The sequence below is a fragment of the Pseudomonas sp. FW300-N2F2 genome (genome assembly GCF_017351655.1).
GTDB lineage: Bacteria > Pseudomonadota > Gammaproteobacteria > Pseudomonadales > Pseudomonadaceae > Aquipseudomonas > Aquipseudomonas fluorescens_AA.
The window spans coordinates 352341-373895 of record NZ_JACNDQ010000002.1 but is presented as its reverse complement, the minus strand read 5'-3'; the positions used below and the strand labels follow the sequence as shown (position 1 = coordinate 373895).

The window sequence follows — 21555 nt, the reverse complement described above, 5'->3', positions numbered from 1 at the left end:
GCAAACTGAAAGTTGGATGGCGGGTTGAACCGACCGGTCACATTTAAGCATTGTCGGACGAAAACGCCTAAGTTAACAAATCCTCGAGGCGACCGTGCAAGCGCTCCGGCAGGTTCTCCTGGATCTCGATCACCGCTCGATTGATCGCACTCTGGAAACCCTGCACGCCCGCCGACCCGTGACTCTTGATCACGATACCTTGCAACCCGAGGAAACTCGCACCGTTGTGCCGCGCTGGCGCCAGGTCCGCCTGCAAGCGACGCATCAACGGCAGCGCCAGGGCGCCGACCACCCGCGAAGCGAGGCTTTGCCTGAACAAGGTCTCGATGCGCTGGCCGATCATGGTTGCCAGCCCCTCGCTGGACTTGAGCAGGATATTGCCCACGAAACCGTCACAGACCACCACATCGGCCTCGCCACGGTACAGACCATCGCCTTCGACGAAACCGATGTAGTTGATGCCCCGCGCCGCCTGCAACAACGTGGCCGCCAGCTTGACCTGCTGGTTGCCCTTGATGTCTTCGGTGCCGATGTTCAGCAACGCCACGCGAGGACGCACGATGCCCAGGGTTTCAGCCGCGACCGAGCCCATCACCGCAAACTGCAGCAGATGCTCGGCACTGCAATCGACGTTCGCCCCCAGGTCGAGCAACTGACAGAAGCCACGCTGGGTCGGGATCGCCGCCACCATCGCGGGCCGGTCGATACCCGGCAGGGTCTTGAGCACATAGCGTGACAGCGCCATCAGCGCACCGGTATTGCCCGCGCTGACACAAGCCTGGACCTTGCCATCACGCAGCAGCTCAAGGGCCACCCGCATCGAGGCGTCAGGCTTGCCGCGCAGGGCCTGGGCCGGCTTTTCGTCCATGGTGATGATTTCGGACGCCGGGACAATCGTCAGGCGCGCGCGATCCACAGCCGATTGGCCGCTGAGCATGTCTTCCAGGAGGGGGGATTGACCGACGAGGGTCAGGTGCAGCGAGGGTGTAGCATTCAGACAAGCAAGGCTGGCCTGAACAATGCTGCGGGGACCGAAGTCCCCGCCCATTGCGTCAATCGCGATGACTTGAGCGGACAAGTGATTACTCGTCGGCGCCCTTGTCGATCACTTTACGGCCACGGTATACGCCTTCTGGCGATACGTGGTGACGCAGGTGAACTTCACCGGTGGTCTTTTCTACGGACAGGGTGCTAGCCTCGAGAGCGTCGTGCGAACGGCGCATGTCACGGGCAGAGCGGGATTTTTTGTTCTGCTGAACAGCCATAATTGATTAACTCCTAAACGTTTGGGTCACGCTTTAACTGCGCCAATACACTGAACGGGTTGGACCGCGTTACCTCGTCCTCGCTCGGTTCGGGCTCATCTGCTCCCGCCGGCTGCTGGCATTCTTCCGGATGATGAGCAGGCACAATGGGCAAGGCGAGCAGAAGCTCCTCCTCGATCAGTGACTGCAGATCCAATGGATCTTCGCCCAGTTCCAGCACGTCATAACCTTTCGGCAACGACTGGGTATTCGCACCCTCCTTCACCACGGCGTAACTGCATTCGCTGTGGATCGGCAGGGTGACCAGCTCAAGACAACGCTGGCAAACCATTTTGACTTCAGTGTCGATAAAGCTGTGGATAACCACAGATTTACGTTCATCTCGTTCAAAAACGAATTTGGCCTGGACCGTACCGACATCGTCGGAAAGCGGGTCGCAGAGTCTCTTCAAATCGGCCAGCAGCAGTTCACCTTGAAGGGTGGTGCCACGGTCAGCCAATTTGCGCGGGTCAACGTGAGGTGGAATCGGGTCATTCAACATAGGCGCAGCATTATAGGGATGCCCCCGGCCATGTCAAAGGAAATTCAGCCCTGTCCGTCACTTGCGTGCCTCGCTAGAATTCGTCCCCGACTCCTGGAGATGCCCATGCTGCCTTTATTACTTGCCTCAAGCTCGGTCTATCGCCGGGAATTGCTCGCCCGCCTGGGACTGCCGTTCGTCTGCCACTCACCCGATATCGACGAAAGCCATCGGCCCGGCGAACCCGCCCTCGAACTGGTCAAACGCCTGGCCCGGGAAAAAGCCCTGGCATTGGCCCAAAGCTATCCAGGGCACCTGATCATCGGCTCAGACCAGGTCGCCGTGCTCGGCGAGCGCATCCTGGGCAAGCCTCACACCTTCGAGAACGCGCGTGAACAGCTGTTGGCTGCCAGCGGCGCCAAGGTCACGTTCTTGACCGGCCTGGCGCTGCTCAACAGCCAGACAGACGCCTGCCAGGTCGATTGCGTTGCATTTACAGTCAATATGCGCACCCTGGATCCAGAGCGCGTCGAACGCTACCTGCGCGCCGAGCAACCCTACGATTGCGCCGGCAGCTTCAAGGCCGAGGGGCTGGGTGTAAGCCTGTTCCAGAGCACCGAAGGACCGGACGCCACCAGCCTGGTCGGGCTGCCGCTGATTCGCCTGGTGGACATGTTGCTGGCCGAGGGCGTGCAAATCCCCTGAGGCCTGGGTCTGCATACCTGTGTGACGAGGGAGCTTGCTCCCGCTCGGTTGCGAAGCGACTGCAACAAACGGGACTGCTGCGCAGCCCAGCGGGAGCAAGCTCCCTCGCCACAAGGATCGGTACGATCTTTCAGAGCAGCGCTGGCAATCAGCGCAACGTCGGCCCCTGGAACCCCATCCACATCGCCAGACGCTCGGCGATGCTGGCGCCCAGTTTTTTCGAGAAACGGTCGAGCGGCGACTCCTCAATGGTGAAATCCACCAGTTCCTTCTCGCCAATCACGTCCCGAGCCACCGAACTGGCGCTGCCCAAGCCATCGATCAAGCCCAGCGGCAACGCCTGCTCGCCCGACCAGACCAGCCCGGAGAAGAGTTCCGGATGCTCCTTGTCTTTCAGGCGCTCGCCACGCCCCTTCTTGACGCTGGCGATGAACTGCTTATGGGTAGTGTCGAGCACGCCCTGCCAGAACGCCGTTTCCTCAGGCTTTTGCGGCTGGAACGGATCAAGGAAGGATTTGTGCTCGCCGGCGGTATAGACCCGGCGCTCCACCCCAAGCTTGCCCAGTGTCTCGACGAAGCCATAACCCGCCGCCGTCACGCCAATGGAGCCCACCAGACTGGCCTTGTCGGCATAGATCTGGTCCGCCGCACTGGCGATGTAATAGGCACCCGAGGCACCAAGGTCGGAAATCACCGCGTAGACCTTGATATCCGGATGCGCCGCGCGCAAGCGGACGATTTCGTCATAGACGTAGCCGGCCTGCACCGGGCTGCCACCCGGACTGTTGATGCGCAGCACCACGCCCTTGACCTTCGAATCTTCGAACGCGGCCCGCAGGCTGCCGATAATATTGTCCGCACTGGCCGCCTCTTTGTCGGCAATCATGCCTTCGATGTCGATGACCGCCGTGTAGGCCGAACCACCTCCCGGACTCTTCTTGCCATCAACCGCCTGGAAGATCAACGCCAAGCCGAAAAACAGATAAATGAAGACCAGGCACTTGAAGAAGATCCCCCAGCGCCGCGCACGACGCTGCTCCTCCACCCCGGCCAACAGGGTCTTTTCCAGCAGCTTCCAGCTTTTTTCGTCACCGTTGTCAGCGCTCGCCTTGGCCGGTGCCTTCCATTCATCGGTCATACATGCATCCTCAACAGACTTTAATCGGCGCGCTGGCTCAGCCAGGCGTGCAATTCAGGAAAATGGTCAATCGCCAGCCGCGGCTCGAACGCCTTGAGTGCCTCGATGGACTGCGCACCGTAGCTGACGGCCACCGAACCCATGCCGGCATTGCGCGCCATCTGCAGGTCGAACGAGGAATCCCCCACCATCAACGCCTGCGCAGGCAGCACCCCACAATGAGCCAGTATCTGCTCGAGCATCAGCGGATGCGGCTTGCTGGCCGTCTCATCGGCGGCACGGGTGATATCGAAATAATCGTCCCAACCATGGGCCTTCAATACCCGATCCAACCCACGACGAGCCTTGCCGGTCGCGACCGCCAAGCGATAACCCTCGCCCTTCAAGGTTTCAAGGGTATGAACCACGCCCTCGAACAACGGCGAAGGCTCGGCCTCCAGCGCAATGTAGTGATCGGCATAGTGCTGGCGAAAAACCACCAGCTCATCGTCGTCGATCTCCGGGTACAAACTGCGAATCGCTTCCGGCAACCCCAAGCCGATGATGCCCTTCACCGCAAAGTCGTCGCACCGGGCGAAACCCGAGCGATCCGATGCGACATGCATCGACTCCACGATCCGACCGATGGAATTGGCAAGAGTGCCGTCCCAATCGAATATCAGCAATTTGTAATCAGGATGCACTCAGCCGCTCCACGGTCTTGGCCCACATGTCATCCACCGGGGCCTGCAATTTCAGCTCGCCACCATCGGGCAACGGCACGGTGAGCATATAGGCGTGGAGAAACAGGCGCTTGCCGCCCAGGTCGCGGATTTCCTTGGTGAAATCGTCATCGCCGTATTTGCTGTCACCGGCGATGCAGTGGCCGGCGTGCAGGGTATGGACGCGGATCTGGTGCGTGCGCCCGGTCACCGGCTTGGCCTCGACCAAGGTGGCGAAGTCGTCGAAACGGCGCAAGACCTTGAACACCGTCAGCGCCTCCTTGCCCTCCTCGTTGACTTCGACCATGCGCTCGCCGGAACGCAGGTTGCTCTTGAGCAGCGGCGCACGAACTTGCTTGATGGAGGTTTCCCAGCGGCCACGCACCAGCGCCATGTAGCGCTTGTCGACGCCGTCGCCACGCAACTGCTCGTGCAGGTGGCGCAACATGCTGCGTTTCTTGGCGATCATCAGCAGGCCGGAGGTGTCGCGGTCGAGGCGATGGACCAGCTCCAGTTCCTTGGCGTCCGGACGCAACTGACGAAAGGCTTCGATCACCCCGAAATTCAGGCCGCTGCCGCCGTGAACCGCAATGCCCGCGGGCTTGTTGATCACGATCAGGGCCTTGTCTTCGTAGACGATCGAGGCTTCAAGGCGTTGCAACAATCCCTGGGCCAAGGGCACCGGCTCATCGCGCTCGGGCACGCGAACCGGCGGCACGCGCACGATGTCACCGGCCTGGAGCTTGTATTCGGGCTTGATCCGCCCCTTGTTCACCCGCACTTCGCCTTTGCGCAAAATGCGGTAGATCAAGGTCTTGGGCACGCCTTTGAGCCGGGCCAGCAGGAAATTATCGATTCGTTGGCCGGCATATTCCGGCGAGACCTCGAGCAGTTGAACGCCAGGGGTCGAAGGGGCAGTAGTTGTCATGGCGGCGATCATAACAATTTTTTATGGAATTGAAGCACTTAATCATTGCTGCTATAGTCGCGAACGCCGCCAAAAGTGGCTGGACAGTGGACCAGCGGTCAAAAACCGGCCCTGACCAACGCAATTCACGAGGACGAGAGGCCGTCCTACGGGGCTTTCGCTACGTAACGGTAGAGTTTTCAGGTGTAACGAGCGCAGGTGACATGAGGCCTGAAATACGCCGCAAAGCAGAGTTTTGACTCGCCTTGCGCGCCACATTCACGGCCAGTTCACAAAGTGCAGTCAGCTGCGAACGACCCCGAGCGAGAGCTTCGGAAACAACGCCTAAATTAGCCATGATGCGTGACCTCCCCTTCCGGAGCTCACGGTAAATGCCAACCCGCTGCGGATTCTGCGCGCGGCAGCACCCGAATTATCAGGGATACGTGTAGGGTGGAGACGTACAACCGTCGGACTGTGTAGCACTAGGCTTATATTCAGACGCTTCATCTCGTCCACAGACGCCGGTTGATTCCTCCTCCTGACTGAGTGCTTGAGTACCAGCAAGCAGGACGCGTCCGTCGCGACTTCGCCATCATTGGGCCGAACTCGCTGGACACTGGAATGGCCTCGCCATTTCCAGGACGCACCTGACACCGACCGTGAGAAGTCGTGTGTGCCGAACGCCGTTTCCGGCAGCCCGGAAACCGACGGTACTACATGAAAAGAATGTTGATTAACGCAACTCAACCCGAAGAGTTGCGTGTTGCACTGGTAGACGGCCAGCGCCTCTACGACCTGGATATCGAATCCGGTGCACGCGAGCAGAAGAAGGCCAACATCTATAAAGGCCGGATTACTCGCATCGAACCAAGCCTTGAGGCTGCCTTTGTCGATTTCGGCTCCGAGCGCCACGGCTTCCTGCCCCTCAAAGAAATCTCCCGCGAATACTTCAAGAAGGCCCCTGAAGGCCGCGTCAACATCAAGGACGTCCTGAGCGAAGGCCAGGAAGTCATCGTCCAGGTCGAAAAAGAAGAACGTGGCAACAAGGGCGCCGCCCTGACCACCTTCATCAGCCTGGCCGGTCGTTACCTGGTCCTGATGCCGAACAACCCGCGTGCCGGCGGCATCTCCCGCCGCATCGAAGGCGAAGAGCGCAACGAACTGCGTGAAGCCCTCAACGGCCTGGTCGCGCCAGCCGACATGGGCCTGATCGTGCGCACTGCCGGCCTGGGCCGCAGCAGCGAAGAAATGCAGTGGGACCTCGACTACCTGCTGCAACTGTGGACCGCCATCAAAGAAGCCTCGCTGGATCGTTCCGCGCCGTTCCTGATCTACCAGGAAAGCAACGTGATCATCCGCGCCATCCGCGATTACCTGCGCCAGGACATCGGCGAAGTGCTGATCGACAGCGTCGAAGCCCAGGACGAAGCCCTGACCTTCATTCGCCAGGTGATGCCGCAGTACGCCAGCAAGATCAAGCTCTACGAAGACAGCGTTCCGCTGTTCAACCGTTTCCAGATCGAAAGCCAGATCGAGACCGCCTTCCAGCGCGTCGTCGAACTGCCGTCCGGCGGCTCCATCGTCATCGACCCGACCGAAGCCCTGGTGTCCATCGACATCAACTCGGCCCGCGCCACCAAAGGCAGCGACATCGAAGAAACCGCCCTGCAGACCAACCTTGAAGCCGCCGAGGAAATCGCCCGTCAGTTGCGCCTGCGCGACATCGGCGGCCTGATCGTCATCGACTTCATCGACATGACCCCGGCCAAGAACCAGCGCGCCGTGGAAGAAAAGGTCCGTGAATGCCTGGAAGCCGACCGCGCCCGCGTACAGGTCGGTCGCATCTCGCGCTTCGGCCTGCTGGAAATGTCCCGTCAGCGCCTGCGTCCGTCCCTGGGCGAAAGCAGCGGCATCGTTTGCCCACGCTGCAACGGCACCGGCATCATCCGTGACGTCGAGTCGCTGTCCCTGGCGATCCTGCGCCTGATCGAAGAAGAAGCCCTGAAAGACCGCACCGCCGAAGTTCGCGCCCAGGTGCCGATCCCGGTGGCTGCGTTCCTGCTCAACGAAAAACGCAACTCGATCACCAAGATCGAACTGCGCACCCGCGCCCGCATCGTCATCCTGCCGAACGATCACCTCGAGACGCCGCACTTCGAAGTGCAGCGCCTGCGCGATGACAGCCCGGAAGCCCACACCAACCAGTCCAGCTACGAAATCGCTGCTGCCGCCGCCGAAGTGGAAGAAGTCCAGCCGGCCGCCGCCACTCGCACCCTGGTTCGCCAGGAAGCCGCGGTCAAGACTGCTCCGGCCCGCGCCAACGCTCCGGTTCCGACCGAAGTGGCCGCTCCGGTTGCCGCCCCGGTCGCAGCTCCCGAACCAAGCCTGTTCAAAGGCCTGGTGAAGTCGCTGGTCAGCCTGTTCGCCACCAAGGAAGAACCCGCTACCCCGGCCGTCGTCGCCAAGCCTGCCGCTACCGAGCGTCCTGCCCGCAACGAAGAACGCCGCAACGGTCGCCAGCAGACCCGCAACCGCAACGGTCGTCGCGATGAAGAGCGCAAGCCTCGCGAAGAACGTGCACCGCGTGAAGAACGTGCGCCACGTGAACCGCGTGAAGAACGCCAGCCGCGCGAAGCCCGTGAGGAAGCGCCAGCCGTAGCCCGCGAAGAACGCGCACCGCGTCCGCCCCGTGAAGAACGCCAGCCACGCGCACCGCGTGAAGACCGCAAGCCACGTGGCGAGCGTGAAGAACGTGTTCGTGAACTGCGCGAGCCACTGGATGCCGCCCCGGCTGTGGCTGCCGCCACCGCTGAAGAGCGTCCAGCCCGCCAGCCTCGTGAAGAACGCGCACCGCGTCCTCCACGTGAAGAACGCCAGCCACGCGCCGAGCAGGCAGCCGCCGCTGCCAGCGAAGAAGAAGTGCTGAACGCCGAAGAGCAGTTGCAGGAAGATGGCCAGGACACCGCCGAAGGCGATCGTCCACGCCGCCGCTCCCGTGGCCAGCGTCGTCGCAGCAACCGTCGTGAACGTCAGCGCGACGCCAACGGCAACGTGATCGAAGGTTCGGAAGAGTCCGAATCCACCGAGAACGCCGAAGCACCAAGCGCCGCGGACCTGGCCGCCGGCCTGGCCGTGACTGCGGCCGTTGCCAGCAGCGCGATCAGCGCCCCGGCTGAAGCCCAGGCTCACGAACAAGCCGAACGTGCCACCGCTGCGGTGGAAAGCGCGCCGGTTGAAGCGCCCGTGGTCGAAGCCACTACCCCGGTAGAAGCCACCGCCTCGCCAGAAGTGGAACTCGCACCGGCCCCTGACGCCCAGCCTCAAGCTGAAGTCGTCGCCGAGCCAGTACCGATCGTCGAGGCTCCAGTCGTTGCTGCCGAAGCGGTCGTCGAAGCACCGGCCGAGGAAAAGGCACCAGAGCCTGTCCGCGAAGAGCAGACTGCGTTCAACTGGACCGCCGAGCCAGCCGCACCGGCACCTGTTGCCGAGCCTGAGCCGGCACCAGAGCCCGTGAAAGCGGTCGAGCCAGAAGTGGTCGAGCCTGCTCCAGTGGTCGAGGCGCCGGTGGTTGCCGAAGCCCCTGCCCCGGTGGAAGAGCCTGCACCTGCCAGCGCCCTGACCGCGAATGGCCGTGCCCCGAACGATCCACGTGAAGTGCGTCGTCGCAAGCGTGAAGCCGAGCGTCAGCAGAAGGAAGCCGAGCAAGCTGCCGTTGCCGCCGCTCAAGCGCCTGCTGCCGAGCCTGCGCCAGTCGTGGAAGAAGTCGCCGAGGCAGCCCCTGCCCCGGCCGCTGAAACCCCGGTTGAATCGGCTCCGACGTTCGACGAGCCTCAGCACACCGCTGAAGAAGTCGCGCCGCGTCACACTGAAGCCCTGGAAAAAGAGCACGAGCCTAAACCTCACGCCTGATTCCACCGCCCAGTAAAAAGCCCCGCCTGGTAACCCCAGGCGGGGCTTTTTTATGCCTTCAGAGTTATCCACAGGGGACTGGGACCAGGCACAAGACTTATGCCCACTGAAGATCCAATGTGGGAGCGAGCTTGCTCGCGATAGCGCCGGGTCAGCTTGCATCAATGCTGAAGTCAGACCGCTTTCGCGAGCAAGCTCGCTCCCACAGGGTTCTGCGTCGCCTGTTATTTGAAGGCCAGTGCCTCTGGCACATCCACATCCCACGTCACGCCTGGGTCATCCACCGGCACTTCGACCACTTGCGCCCCAGCAAACAATACCTTGGCCCCCCGATCGCCGGTCAGCGCCATCAGTTTCGGCCCAAACCCACGACCAAACCCCACCGGATGCCCGTACTCACCGGCCAGGACCGGCACGCTGATACCGTCCGCGCGAATCCCCGCTACCACCTGCTCGATGCTCGACGGCAGGATGAAGGGCATGTCCCCCAGCACCATCAGCCAGCCATCAAGCTCAGGGCAGGCCTGGACACCGGCGGCAATGCTGTCGCCCAGGCCGGGGGAGTCCAGTTCCACGACATCGCAGCCATAGGCCTGGGCCATGCGAATGGCTTGCGGCCGATCCTTGCTCGTCACCAGCACGCGCCTTTCCAGGGAGGCAGGCAGATTCACCAGCACCTGCTCGATCACCGAGCGCAGGGCACCGTCACGCCCGGTGCAATCGGCGAGCAATTTATCCTTGTCGGGGCCTGCAATCCGGCGAAAACGGCTGCCCGTTCCGGCCGCCAGGATGATCACGCCAATCGACTCGCTCATTCGCCCTCCTTATCCACGGCTTACAGCGGTTTTTTCTGCCGCAGCTCCACGCCATTCTTGATGGCCACGATTTCGGCCAGCAGCGACAAGGCGATTTCCGCCGGGGTATGGCTGCCGATGTGCAAGCCGATCGGTCCATGCAAGCGGTCAATCGCCTCCGCAGACAAGCCTAGCTGAGCCAGGTTGCCCCGGCGTTTCTGGCTGTTGACCCGCGAACCCAGGGCGCCGACATAAAAAGCCTTGGAGTCCAGGGCCGTGAGCAGCGCCATGTCATCCAGGCGTGGATCATGGGTCAGCGCCACAATGGCCGTACGCTCGTCGGTCTGGATGCTCAACACGGCTTCGTCCGGCATCCCCGAGACGAAGCGCCCATGCTGCTCTTCCCAACCATAGACGAACTCCTTGCGCGGATCGCAAATCAGCACTTCGAAGTCCAGCAGCCGGGCCATTTCCGCCACGTAGCGCGACAATTGCCCGGCACCGATCAGCAGCAACCGCCAACGCGGGCCGTAAATGGCCCGCAGCACCTGCCCATCGAACACCAGGGCGTCGGTCTTGCTGGCCGGGGTCAGGACCACGTTGCCACTGGTCACCGTCAGCTCACGGGCGACGATTTCATGGGCTTCGCAGCGCTCCAGTAACGCTGCGACCCACTGCGGATCGCCCACCCGCTCTTCGGTCAGGCGCAGGGTGCCGCCGCACGGCAGGCCGAAGCGCGCCGCTTCTTCGCGGGTGACGCCATAGGTGATCAGTTGCACCGGCGGACCGTCCGCCGGAATACGGCCGTCGTGCAGCCGGGCGATCAGGTCATCCTCGACACAACCGCCCGACACCGAACCGATCACCACGCCATCTTCGCGCAGGGCCAGCATCGCCCCCGGCGGTCTTGGCGCAGTGCCCCAGGTCTGGACCACGGTGAACAACACCACCCGCTGCCCGGCGCGGCGCCACTCGAGCACGCTGCGCAGGACATTCAGATCGACGCTGTCCATCAGGCCTTGGCCTGTTGCCAGCCTTGCAGCTGATAGCGCACAGGCAGGTTACGGATACGCTGGCCGGTGGCGGCGAAAATCGCGTTGCACAGGGCCGGCGCAATCGGCGGCACGCCCGGCTCGCCAACCCCACCCAACGGCACCTCACCCGGCGGCGTGACCAGGTGTACGGCCACTTCCTTGGGCGCCAGGGACATGCGCGCCACTTCGTACATATGGAAATTGTCCTGCTGCACCTTGCCATCCTTGAAACTGATTTCGCCCACCATGGCATTGCCCAGGCCCATGACGCAGGCGCCTTCGAATTGCGAGCGGATGCGCTCGGGGTTGATCTGCGGCCCGCAGTCCACGGCGATGTCCGCCTTGTGCACGATCACCGTGCCATCGTCCTTGACCTCAACCTCGAGCACCGCCGCCACGTAGGTGACAAAGCTGTAGTGCACCGCCAGCCCCAGGCCACGGCCCTTGGGCAGTACCCGGCCCCAACCGGCGGCCTTCGCGGCGGTTTCCAGCACCGTGCGGATCCGCGCCGTATCAATCGGGTAACGCTCGGGGGATTCGCCGTAGTTCCATTCTTCGCTCAAGGTACGCGGATCGATCTTGCGGTCCGGCCCGAGCAATTTGACCTGGTACTTCAGCGGATCCTGGCCGGCTTTGTGGGCCAGTTCGTCAATGAAGCTCTGGATTGCGAAGCCGTGAGGAATGTTCGACACCGAGCGATACCAGCCCACCCGGGCATGGGCCACCGCTTCGGGGTTTTCCAGGCGCAGGTTGGGAATGGCGTAGGCCATGTTGGTCACGCCCATGCCTATTTCGAACGGCGCCTCGTGAGTCATGCCCGGTGCGAACAGTGCGGTGATGCTCGGGGCTACGGTGCGGTGCAGCCAACCGGACGGCATACCGTCCTGATTCAGGCCGGCCTTGAGGTATTCGGCCGATACGGTGTGGAAGTACGAGTGATGAATGTCGTCCTCGCGGGTCCATTGCACCCGTACTGCCTGCCCGGGAAACTCCTTGGCGAGCACCGCGGCCTCGACGACAAAATCGGGTTTCGACTTGCGTCCGAAACCGCCGCCCAGCAACGTGATGTTCACCGTGACCTTCTCGAAAGGAATGCCCAGGCGTTCGGCGATACGCTCACGGGTCACCTGCGGTGCCTGGCTCGGCGCCCAGGCCTCGCATTGGCCGTCCTTGAACCGGGCGACGGCAACCATCGGCTCCATGGGGGACTGGGACAGGTGCGGCAAGTAATACGACGCCTCCAACGTCGAATCAGCCTTGGCCAGCGCATCGTCGAGGTCACCGCTGCTGCGCACGACTTTTCCGGGCTTGAGGGCGGCCGCTTCCAGTTCCTTGCGATAGGCAATGGAGTCATAACCGGCATTCGGACCGTCGTCCCACTGGATTTTCAGCGCCTCGCGGCCCTTGATCGCCGCCCAGGTGTTCTTCGCCACTACCGCTACACCGCCCAACGGCTGGAACTCCGAGGGCAGCGGACGCCCCTCTATCTGGACCACCTTGACCACGCCCGGTACCTTCAGCGCCGCGCTGCTGTCCACGCTCTTGAGCTTGCCGCCATAGACCGGCGGACGCGCGATGACCGCATAGAGCATGCCGTCGAAATGCACATCGGCACCAAACACCGCACGACCGTTGACGATGTCCGCGCCATCGATGGCCCGGCTCGCTTCCTTGCCGATGTAGCGGAACTCGGATGGCTGCTTGAGACGCAAGCTGTCACGGGCCGGTACCGCCAAGGCACTGGCGGCGGTTGCCAATTCGCCATAGCCCAGTTCGCGCCCCGAAGGCTGGTGCAGCACTTTGTGCAGTTGGGCATGGCATTCACCCACCGGGACCTTCCACTGGGCGGCAGCGGCCAGTTCCAGCATGGTCCGGGCGGCAGCCCCGCAACGGCGCATCGGCTCGTACCAGTGGCGCATGCTGCGCGAACCGTCGGTGTCCTGGTTACCGAAACGCGCCTCATCGGCCGGCGCCTGCTTGACCTTGACGAGCGCCCAGTCAGCGTCCAGTTCGTCGGCGACCACCATGCTCAGGCTGGTGCGCACGCCCTGGCCCATTTCCGAACGGTTGCAGATCACCGTCACGCTGCCATCGCTGGCAATGCTGACGTACACCTTCGGGTCATCGACCGCACCATGGGGCATGCCCTCGGCGCCGAATTTCTTTTCCTCGGCAAAGGCATCCGGCAGGCCCCAGGTGGCCGCCAGCACCAGCACGCCGGTGGCGCTCGCACCCTTGAGGAAACCACGGCGGCTGAGGTTGCTCAGCACGAAATCATCGGGCAAGCGGCTCATGCCTTGGCCTCCTTCAGGTGAGTGGAAGCCTGGCGGATCGCGGTCTTGATCCGGTTATACGTGCCGCAACGGCAGATGTTGCCGACCATGGCTTCTTCGATCTGCTCATCGCTCGGGTTGGGGTTGGTCTTGAGCAACGCGGTGGCGGACATGATCTGCCCGCCCTGGCAGTAACCGCACTGAGCCACCGCCGTGTCGAGCCAGGCCTTCTGGACGACTTGCCCGACCGGGTCGGCATGAAGGCCGTCGATGGTGCTGACATCCTGCCCTTTCACCGAGCCGATTGGCGTAATGCAACTGCGCGCCGGGGCGCCGTCGATGTGGATGGTGCAGGCGCCACACAGGCCCAGGCCACAGCCGAACTTGGTGCCGTTGTAACCGGCCACATCCCGGATAGCCCACAGCAGCGGCATGTCCTCGGTCACATCCAGTTGATGGTCTTTTCCATTGAGTTTCAGGGTAATCATGGGCACGCCCGCACAATATTCGAGTGATGGGGTCGAGCAATCTGCCTTGGGTAACAGGTCGGTTGTCGCAGACTGGCTCAGGCTGATCGGGCTCTCTTATGCAGGCGCGCACAGGCGTCTGCATCGGGCCTTTAGGATGCGATGGTCGCATCGTTAGCGAACTAAATTAACCCAGGATCAAGCAAAACGCCCTGCACAATCCTGCACAAATGATCTGTGCGTGATGGTGGCAGGGCGTTGTTCAGTTGATCGCGAGCAAGCTTTGCTCCCACCGCGCTCAGTACCGATTGGGCTCCATTTCCAGCTCGACCTGGAAACGTTCGGCAATGTCTTTCTGGATGCGCAAGGCCAGGTCCAACAGTTGCGGGCCCGTGGCATCGCCGTAGTTGACCAGCACCAACGCCTGCAACTTATGCACCCCGGCATCCCCCTCGCGAAAACCCTTCCAGCCGGCCCGTTCGATCAGCCAGCCGGCGGCGATCTTCATCTGCTCTCCTGGCTGTGGATAAGCCACAAGATCAGGGTATTGCTGCTTGAGATACGCCACGTGCGCGGCCGGCACCAGCGGGTTCTTGAAGAAGCTGCCGGCATTGCCCAGCATGGCCGGGTCGGGGAGTTTTTCGCTGCGGATGCTGCAAATGGCCCGGCTCACATCCGTGGGCGTCGGCTGATCGATGCCCTGTTCGGTCAATCGCTGGCGGACCGGGCCGTACTCCAGGTGCAAGTGTGCGGCGCGGCTGAGGGCAAAGCGCACCCGCAGGATCAACCAGCGACCCGCTTGCTGTTTGAACAGGCTGTCGCGATAAGCAAACAGAGAGTCTTCAAGGGTGAAGTCCCTCAGCTCGCCGGTCTGGCGATCCAGGGCGGTGAGGCCGGCGAAGACATCCTTGATCTCCACACCGTAGGCGCCGATGTTTTGCATCGGTGCCGCACCTACGGTACCGGGAATCAGGCTGAGGTTTTCCAGGCCCGACCAACCTTGCGCCAGCGTATGTTGGACAAAGGGATGCCAGGGTTCCCCGGCTTCGGCCTCGATCACCACCCGTTCGCCGTCATCGTTGAGCAGGCGGATCCCCTGGCTGGCCATGCGCAGCACCAAGGCGTCGATGTCGCCAGTCAGCAACAGGTTGCTGCCGCCGCCGATCACCAGCAACGGCACGGCATGCTCGCTGGCATAGGCCAGCGCCTGGCGAACTTCGCCATCGTCGCGGGCTTCGGCGAACAACCGGGCGCTGACGTCCACGCCAAAACTGTTGAAGGGCTTGAGGCTGACGCCCGCCCGTACCTGCAAGGTCATAACCGCCCCTTCAATTCGATCACCAGGCGATCCGTGGCTCGCTCGATCAAGTCCAACACCTGCTCGAAGCCCTGCTCGCCGTCGTAGTACGGGTCCGGCACGTCATCGAGTTCGGCTTCGTAGCGCCGCAGGAACAGATCCAGCTCGGCCTTGCCATTGGCCGGTTGCAGGGCCTGGAGATTGCGCAGGTTGCTGCTGTCCATCGCCAGGATCAGGTCATAGGCGGCGAAATCGGCGCGCGTCACCTGTTGCGCGCGCTGGGCCGACAGGTCGTAGCCACGCTTCAAGGCCGCCGCCTGGCTGCGCTTGTCCGGGGCCTTGCCGACATGCCAGTCACCGGTGCCGGCGGAAGCGACTTCCACCTGCCCGGCCAGCCCGGCCTCTCGCAACTTGTGGCGCAAGATGCCTTCGGCGGTGGGCGAGCGGCAGATATTGCCGAGGCAGACGAACAGAACCCGCATCAGGCCTCCAGCAGGCGACGAACGCGCTCGAGGTCTTCGGCGGTGTCGACACCGGTCGGCGGCGCGATCAGCGCATCGGCGACATGGATCCGCACGCCATGCCACAGCGCTCGCAGCTGTTCCAGGGCTTCAGTGTTTTCCAGCCAGCACGGGCCCCAGGCGACGAAGTCCTGGAGGAAGCCGGCGCGGTAGGCGTAGATGCCGATGTGACGACGGTACGGCACGCCTTCCGGCATCACGTCGCGACCTTGGGCGAATGCATCCCGCGCCCAGGGCAACGTCGCACGGCTGAAGGTCAACGCCAGGCCATTGAGGTCGCTGACCACCTTGACCACGTTGGGGTTGAACAGGGTCTGCACATCCTCGATCGGCTCGGCCAGGGTGGCCATGCGCGCTTCGGTGTGGGCCGCAAGGTTGGCGGCGACCTGATCGATCACGCTCGGCGGGATCAATGGCTCGTCACCTTGTACATTGACCACAATCGCGTCGGCGGCAAGACCGAGCTTCGCCGCGACCTCCGCCAGGCGATCGGTACCGGAATTATGGTCTTCGCGCGTCAGCACGACCTCGGCGCCAAAGCCTTTGCAGGCCTCGACGATGCGCGCATCGTCAGTCGCCACCACCACGCGCTGGGCGCTGCTTTTACTGGCTTGCTCCCAGACGTGCTGGATCATCGGCTTGCCGGCGATCGACAGCAACGGCTTGCCGGGCAGGCGCGTCGAGGCGAAGCGCGACGGAATGACAACGGTAAAGGCGGTGGTCATTTATCCAGACGCTCGTCGGTAGTCAGGGTGCGGGCTTCGCTTTCGAGCATCACCGGGATGCCGTCGCGAATCGGGTAGGCCAGGCCGGCACCCTTGCTGATCAGTTCGGTCTTGTCGGCGCTGAGCTTGAGCGGACCTTTGCAGACCGGGCAGGCCAGAATATCGAGCAGTTTGGTGTCCATGGAATTCCCCTGGGTAAAAGGTGTTAAGGCAAGAGTCGATCCGGCAACAGGCGCATCAACTGCGTATCGAACCAGGCCGCGAAGGCCGGCGACGGCGCGGCGTCCACCGCCAGGTACCACCAGTCGGGCGCGGCGAAGGCACGGCATTTGACCGCGTCTTTTTCCGTCATGACCACCGGCAGGGCTGGCGTGAAGTTCAAGGCCTGGGCGCTGTATTCGGCATGGTCGGCAAACCCGTGCGGTATTGGCCGCCAGTGTAGCGTTTCGAGGGTCTTGAAGAAACGCTGGGGGTTGCCGATGCCGGCCACGGCGTGCAAGGCCTGGCCGGGTGGAAAATGGTCGAGGGGGCGGCGTTCGCCACTGGCCAGGTTCACCAGTTCGGTGGGGCGCAATTGGAAGGCGAAGCCGTCTTCGCGGTCGGCATTGGCGCCGTTGTACAGCACGGCGTCGACCGATTGCAGGCGCTCGACCGGTTCGCGCAACGGCCCGGCGGGCAGGCAACGCCGGTTGCCCAGGCCCCGGGCACTATCGATCAGCACCAGCTCGAGGTCCCGGGCCAGCCGATAATGCTGCATGCCGTCGTCGGACAGGATCAGGTCCAGCGGCTCGGCCTCCAGCAGCGCCTGGACCGCGCGGCTGCGGTCGGGGTCGATCATCAAGGGCACGCCCGTGCGCTGGACGATCAACAGCGGCTCGTCCCCCGCGACGTCGGCGCCCTGCTCGGCCGCGACCCGCCACGGCAATTGCGGCGGCTTGGCGCCATAGCCCCGGCTGACCACCCCGACCCGCAAGCCACTGCGCTGGCAGTGCTGGATCAGCCACAGGATCAACGGCGTCTTGCCAGTGCCACCCACGGTGATATTGCCCACCACCACCAACGGCACGGGGGGCTGGTAGATCTGGCCTTCACCCGCCAGGAAACGCTCGCGCTTGCCTACCACCACCCGCCGGTACAACCACTCCAGCGGCCGTAGCAGGGTCAGGGCCGGGTGGCCTTGGTACCACGCGGCAAGCAATCGATCGGACATGGCCATCAGGGTGCGGGAGCCGCCTCGACCGTGGTCATGCGCAGATGGCTGAAGCCGAGCTTGCCGGCCGCGTCCATGGCGGTGATCACCGATTGATGAGGGGTCTTGCCGTCGGCGCTGATGGACAGCGGCAGGTTGGTATCGCCGCCGGATTCTTTCTGCAGGGCCTCGATCAGGCTCGCCAGGTCGCTCTTGGGCAGCAACTGGTTATTCACCGAGAACGCCCCTTCGGCGCTGATGGTGACTTCCAGGTTCTTCAATTGCTGGTCTTCGGCCGGCGAGCCGCTGACGGCTTGCGGCAATTCAACCTTGAGCTGGGTTTCCCGGGTGAACGTGGTGGTCACGACGAAAAACAGCAGCAGGATGAACACCACGTCGATCAGCGACGCAAGGTTGATCTCGATGTTTTCCCGTGGCTTGCGGCGGAATTTCACTGCTTGCCCCCAGCCAGGTCCACGTCACGGTCACCCTGCACCACCTCGACCAGCTTGATGGCTTCCTGCTCCATGCCAACCACCAACTCGTCAACGCGCCGTTGCAGGAACCGATGGAAGAACACGGCCGGAATACCCACCATCAGGCCGGCGGCGGTGGTGATCAGAGCCTTGGAAATCCCCCCGGCCAGTACCGCGGCGTTAGTGGTCATGCCGGAGCCGGTAAACGCGCTGAAGATGTCGATCATGCCCAGCACCGTCCCTAACAGGCCCAGCAGCGGGGACATGGCGGCGATGGTGCCCAGGGCGTTGATATAGCGCTCCAGCTCATGGATGACCCGGGCAGCGGCTTCCTCGATGCACTCTTTCATGATCTCGCGACCATGCTTGGAGTTCGCCAGGCCCGCGGCGAGGATTTCCCCCAGCGGCGAACTGGCCCGCAGCTCCTTGAGCTTGTCCTTGTTCAGCTGCTTGTCCTTGATCCAGACCCAGACCTGCCCGAGCAGATGCTCCGGGGTCACGCGGCTGGCCCGCAGGGTCCACAGGCGTTCGGCAACGATACCCAGTGCCGCGATGGAACTCAGAATGATCGGCAACATCATCCAGCCGCCGGATTTGACCAATTCCCACACAGTGACTGCCCCCTCGAAAAAGTGCGCCACTTTATCACACAGACTCGCCTTGCAGACCCGCCCCGCCGATAAGCGCATCAGCCGGTTGCGCTGGATCAATGTTGCCCCGGTGGCCCGGCGGCGGGCGGGTCGCGCCAGTAACGTCGATGACCGGCCTCGGTGCGCGGCAACTCGAACGCACCCAGTTGCAGACGAATGGCGCCCTGCTCGGCGCTGTCGTAGATCGCCAGGCCCGAGCGGCGGTAGCGGGCCATCACTTGGGGATGGGGATGACCGAACGCGTTGCCCTGCCCTCGAGAGATCAACACCGAGTGCGGCTTGAGGCGCGACAACAACGCCATCGACGACGAACTGCGGCTGCCGTGATGAGGCGCGGCCAGCCACTGGATCGGTAGCGCCAGGGCCTCGTCGAGCAAGGCGCGCTCGGCAGGGGTGTCGATATCGCCGGTCAACAGCAGGCGCTCGCCGCCGGCCTCCACCAGCAGGACGCAGGACTTCTGGTTGCTTTCGACAGCAGATGCCCAGCGCCACAGCTCGAACCCGACGCCATCCCACTCCCAGCGCCTGCCGCTGTCGCAAGGCCCGGCTTGCAGTTCATCGGGCAGCGCGTCGGGATCGCCACTGATGACTTCCATCGTCGGCAGCCCGTTGCGCACCGCTTGGGCGCCGCCGGCATGATCGGCGTCGGCATGGCTGAGGAGCATCAGGTCCAAGCCGTGCACACCGAGCTTGCGCAAGGTCGGCAGTACGACGCGCTCGCCCGCATCGGCCTCGCCAAAGCGCGGCCCGGCGTCGTAAAGCAGGCTGTGATGCCGGGTGCGTACCAGCACCGCCAGCCCTTGGCCCACGTCCAGTTGCCAGACCTCGGCGTGCCCTTGCGGCAGGTGTTCTCGCGGGGGAAACACCATCAGCAGCACCATCGGCCACCCCAGCACACGCAGCGGTACGCCTTTGGGCAGTAGCAGCAAAAATGCCCCTGAAGCGGCGATGCCCAAGGCCCACAGCGGGACCGCAACGGGGACCCAGGCGGGTATTCGTCCGGCAATCAGCCCCAGCCCTTTGAACAACAGATCGAGCAACCCGCCGGCGATCCACAGCAGGCCTTCACCGATGAGCGGCACCGGCAACAATGCCGTGCCGAGCAGCGCTGGCGGCAAGACCAGCAGGCTGATCCAGGGCACCGCGAGCAAGTTCACCAGCGGCCCACTGAGGCTGACCGGCAAGCCCACGATCAACAACAACGGACACAAGCCGACCGCAACCAGCCACTGGGCACGGGTCCAGGTTTGCCACCAGCGCCAGGGCCCCAGGCGAGCGCCAAAGGTGAACATCAAGATGGCCACGGCCGCAAACGACAACCAGAACCCTGGCCGCAGGCTGGCGAGCGGGTCGAACACCAGCACCCCGGTGAAAGCCAGCAGCCATGCCCACCACGGATCCGGCTGTTTGAAGCGCAAGCGCCACAGCAACACCAGGCCAATCATCGCGCAGGCCCGTCGCACCGGCACCTCGAAGCCGGCGAGCAAGCCGTAGCCCAGGGCGGCGCAAAAGGCCAGCGCACAGGCCCAGGGCAACCACGCCAGCCCCGCCGGCCACAGGCCATAACGCGCCGCGCCGGCCACCAACAGGTACACCAGGCCGGCCAGCAGGCCGATGTGTTGCCCGGAGATCACCAGTAAATGAACGGTGCCGGTGTCTTGCAAAACCTGCCAGTCCTCGCGACTCAGCCCGCCGCCGTCGCCCAGGACCAATGCCGCCAGCGCGCCGGAGCGGCCGTGGGCGTCGACCTGTGCCAGCGCCTGGCGCACCCCGTCACGCCAGGCGCCCCGGGCCGCTTGCAGGAGCCGCCCGTCCTTGACGGTACCGGTCGCGCCAACGCCGCGGCTCAACAACCAGGCGGCATAGTCGAAGCCGTGTGGATTCAACAATCCGGCGGGCCGCTTGAGCTTCACCGCCACTCGCCATCGTTCGCCACTGTTGATGGGCGGCCCCCCGAACCAGGCCAGGCGTATCGTTGTCGGTAATCGGGTACGACGTGAATGGGCATCGGCCAGTTCGAAGCGCACCACGCCGTCGCCCTGTTGCGGCAAACCGACGACGCGCCCTTCGACCCAGCGGGTTTCTCCGTCCAGGGCGGCGGGCAATCGATTGTCCAGCGCCCACTGAGCCGACAGGCAGGCCCAGGCCAGCCCGAACAGGAAAAACCCCAGCGGGTAGGTTCGAAACGGCAACACCATCAGCGCCAGCACCGGCATGGCTGTAACCAGCCACAACGGCGGCAGTGCCGGTAAACAAATCGGGGCCAACAACCCCAATGCAAGCGCGACTAACCCTGTGCGCATAACCCGTCCTTGAGAGTGCCCCTCTTCAGGCATAGACGCTCGGCGGCACCCCCGGCGTTATCAATTGTCACAAAGTCTGAATCTGCCAGCCGTAGAATCCAGACATACTTGCGGCCTTTACTGCGTTGAACCGACCGAGAAGCCTATGCCCCGGCGCCTATTCAAACGTTACATGCCAGACCCAGAGAGCATTCGGGAACATAAGTCCTTACGTTTTCTCGGCACCCTGCTGCATGACCCCAACCTTTGGCACCTCAATCGGCACTCCGTGGCCCGGGCGATGGCTGTTGGCCTGTTCGCCGCATTCCTGCCGATCCCGTTGCAGATGTTGCTGGCCGCCGCGTTGGCCGTCACGGTGCGCGGCAATATGCCGATTGCGGTGAGCCTGGTGTGGCTGACCAATCCGATCACCATGCCCGCGGTGTTTTTCTGCACCTACCAGACCGGCGCCTGGCTGATGGACGTGCCCGCCCGGACACTGCCCGAAGAACTGACCTGGGAATGGATCAGCGGCCAGTTGTCCACCTTGTGGCAGCCATTCCTGCTGGGCTCGGTGGTGACCGGCCTGGTGCTCGGCGCCCTGGCCTACTTCGTCACCATGAGTTACTGGCGCTGGTGGGTGGCCCGACAGTGGCGGCGGCGCAAGAAAAGCCGGATGTGAGATGCAAAAAAGGCCTC

21 protein-coding genes are annotated in these 21555 nt (G+C 63.4%); 3 read left to right on the top strand and 18 right to left on the bottom strand.

Translation table 11 applies throughout. The features are described 5' to 3' along the window. Positions 1 to 67: 67 nt before the first annotated feature. Genes plsX through J4E63_RS16375 form a run of 3 tightly spaced genes read right to left on the bottom strand, consistent with a single transcriptional unit; the run spans position 68 to position 1806 of the window. Positions 68 to 1078: a phosphate acyltransferase PlsX gene (gene plsX / locus J4E63_RS16385; protein ID WP_072406324.1), complete on the bottom strand. Its 1011-nt coding sequence runs from the start codon at positions 1076 to 1078 to the stop codon at positions 68 to 70. Positions 1079 to 1082: 4 nt separating this feature from the next. Beyond that, positions 1083 to 1265: a 50S ribosomal protein L32 gene (rpmF, locus tag J4E63_RS16380; RefSeq protein ID WP_003179396.1), complete on the bottom strand. Its 183-nt coding sequence runs from the start codon at positions 1263 to 1265 to the stop codon at positions 1083 to 1085. A gap of 13 nt (positions 1266 to 1278) precedes the next feature. After that, a complete protein-coding gene (locus J4E63_RS16375; RefSeq protein WP_003204262.1) occupies positions 1279 to 1806 on the bottom strand; it encodes a YceD family protein in 528 nt (175 codons plus the stop codon). 105 nt (positions 1807 to 1911) lie between these two features. Here J4E63_RS16375 and J4E63_RS16370 point away from each other — a divergent pair, with 105 nt between their 5' ends. Further along, positions 1912 to 2490, top strand: a complete 579-nt coding sequence (locus J4E63_RS16370) for a nucleoside triphosphate pyrophosphatase (RefSeq protein WP_207282673.1) — start codon at positions 1912 to 1914, stop codon at positions 2488 to 2490. Positions 2491 to 2638: 148 nt separating this feature from the next. Here the strand turns inward: J4E63_RS16370 and J4E63_RS16365 are convergent, their stop codons facing one another. The 3 genes from J4E63_RS16365 to rluC are packed head-to-tail and all read right to left on the bottom strand — an operon-like array spanning position 2639 to position 5257. Then, positions 2639 to 3628, bottom strand: coding sequence for a S49 family peptidase (locus tag J4E63_RS16365; RefSeq protein WP_207282672.1), 990 nt, complete (start codon positions 3626 to 3628; stop codon positions 2639 to 2641). Positions 3629 to 3648: 20 nt separating this feature from the next. Next, positions 3649 to 4311 carry an HAD-IA family hydrolase gene (locus tag J4E63_RS16360; RefSeq protein WP_192261662.1) on the bottom strand — a complete coding sequence of 221 codons (663 nt, stop codon included), beginning with the start codon at positions 4309 to 4311 and terminating at the stop codon, positions 3649 to 3651. Then, positions 4301 to 5257, bottom strand: a complete 957-nt coding sequence (rluC, locus tag J4E63_RS16355; RefSeq protein WP_060743156.1) for a 23S rRNA pseudouridine(955/2504/2580) synthase RluC — start codon at positions 5255 to 5257, stop codon at positions 4301 to 4303. The genes J4E63_RS16360 and rluC overlap by 11 nt, the downstream gene beginning before the upstream one ends. A gap of 699 nt (positions 5258 to 5956) precedes the next feature. On the opposite strand from rluC, the gene rne reads away from it, so the two are divergent. Next, the gene (rne, locus tag J4E63_RS16350; RefSeq protein ID WP_404943336.1) at positions 5957 to 9148 is read left to right on the top strand and encodes a ribonuclease E; all 3192 of its coding nucleotides are present in this window, start codon (positions 5957 to 5959) and stop codon (positions 9146 to 9148) included. A 224-nt stretch (positions 9149 to 9372) separates the two neighbouring features. Here rne and J4E63_RS16345 read toward each other — a convergent pair whose 3' ends face one another. From J4E63_RS16345 to J4E63_RS16290, 12 genes are all read right to left on the bottom strand, one after another. Beyond that, a complete protein-coding gene (locus J4E63_RS16345) occupies positions 9373 to 9963 on the bottom strand; it encodes an NTP transferase domain-containing protein (RefSeq protein WP_207282670.1) in 591 nt (196 codons plus the stop codon). Positions 9964 to 9983: 20 nt separating this feature from the next. Continuing rightward, positions 9984 to 10955: an XdhC family protein gene (locus J4E63_RS16340; protein WP_207282669.1), complete on the bottom strand. Its 972-nt coding sequence runs from the start codon at positions 10953 to 10955 to the stop codon at positions 9984 to 9986. After that, a complete protein-coding gene (locus J4E63_RS16335; protein ID WP_207282668.1) occupies positions 10955 to 13270 on the bottom strand; it encodes a xanthine dehydrogenase family protein molybdopterin-binding subunit in 2316 nt (771 codons plus the stop codon). The genes J4E63_RS16340 and J4E63_RS16335 overlap by 1 nt, the downstream gene beginning before the upstream one ends. Continuing rightward, complete coding sequence (locus J4E63_RS16330) at positions 13267 to 13737, bottom strand: (2Fe-2S)-binding protein (protein ID WP_207282667.1); 471 nt, start codon at positions 13735 to 13737, stop codon at positions 13267 to 13269. Before J4E63_RS16330 ends, J4E63_RS16335 begins: the two co-directional genes overlap by 4 nt. 277 nt (positions 13738 to 14014) lie before the next feature. Continuing rightward, the gene (murB, locus tag J4E63_RS16325; RefSeq protein ID WP_207282666.1) at positions 14015 to 15034 is read right to left on the bottom strand and encodes a UDP-N-acetylmuramate dehydrogenase; all 1020 of its coding nucleotides are present in this window, start codon (positions 15032 to 15034) and stop codon (positions 14015 to 14017) included. Continuing rightward, positions 15031 to 15495: a low molecular weight protein-tyrosine-phosphatase gene (locus tag J4E63_RS16320; RefSeq protein WP_060741219.1), complete on the bottom strand. Its 465-nt coding sequence runs from the start codon at positions 15493 to 15495 to the stop codon at positions 15031 to 15033. Before J4E63_RS16320 ends, murB begins: the two co-directional genes overlap by 4 nt. Then, complete coding sequence (kdsB, locus tag J4E63_RS16315; protein WP_103307996.1) at positions 15495 to 16259, bottom strand: 3-deoxy-manno-octulosonate cytidylyltransferase; 765 nt, start codon at positions 16257 to 16259, stop codon at positions 15495 to 15497. The genes J4E63_RS16320 and kdsB overlap by 1 nt, the downstream gene beginning before the upstream one ends. After that, a complete protein-coding gene (locus J4E63_RS16310) occupies positions 16256 to 16441 on the bottom strand; it encodes a Trm112 family protein (RefSeq protein WP_003179363.1) in 186 nt (61 codons plus the stop codon). Before J4E63_RS16310 ends, kdsB begins: the two co-directional genes overlap by 4 nt. 23 nt (positions 16442 to 16464) lie before the next feature. Further along, complete coding sequence (lpxK, locus tag J4E63_RS16305; RefSeq protein WP_207282665.1) at positions 16465 to 17475, bottom strand: tetraacyldisaccharide 4'-kinase; 1011 nt, start codon at positions 17473 to 17475, stop codon at positions 16465 to 16467. Further along, a complete protein-coding gene (locus J4E63_RS16300; RefSeq protein ID WP_053123850.1) occupies positions 17475 to 17903 on the bottom strand; it encodes a biopolymer transporter ExbD in 429 nt (142 codons plus the stop codon). The genes lpxK and J4E63_RS16300 overlap by 1 nt, the downstream gene beginning before the upstream one ends. After that, the gene (locus tag J4E63_RS16295) at positions 17900 to 18535 is read right to left on the bottom strand and encodes a MotA/TolQ/ExbB proton channel family protein (protein WP_162491247.1); all 636 of its coding nucleotides are present in this window, start codon (positions 18533 to 18535) and stop codon (positions 17900 to 17902) included. The genes J4E63_RS16300 and J4E63_RS16295 overlap by 4 nt, the downstream gene beginning before the upstream one ends. Positions 18536 to 18630: 95 nt before the next feature. Beyond that, on the bottom strand, positions 18631 to 20877 hold the full coding sequence (locus J4E63_RS16290) for a DNA internalization-related competence protein ComEC/Rec2 (RefSeq protein WP_207282664.1): 2247 nt from the start codon (positions 20875 to 20877) through the stop codon (positions 18631 to 18633). Between the two features lie 145 nt (positions 20878 to 21022). Here J4E63_RS16290 and J4E63_RS16285 point away from each other — a divergent pair, with 145 nt between their 5' ends. After that, the gene (locus J4E63_RS16285; protein WP_046063671.1) at positions 21023 to 21538 is read left to right on the top strand and encodes a DUF2062 domain-containing protein; all 516 of its coding nucleotides are present in this window, start codon (positions 21023 to 21025) and stop codon (positions 21536 to 21538) included. Positions 21539 to 21555: the final 17 nt, after the last annotated feature.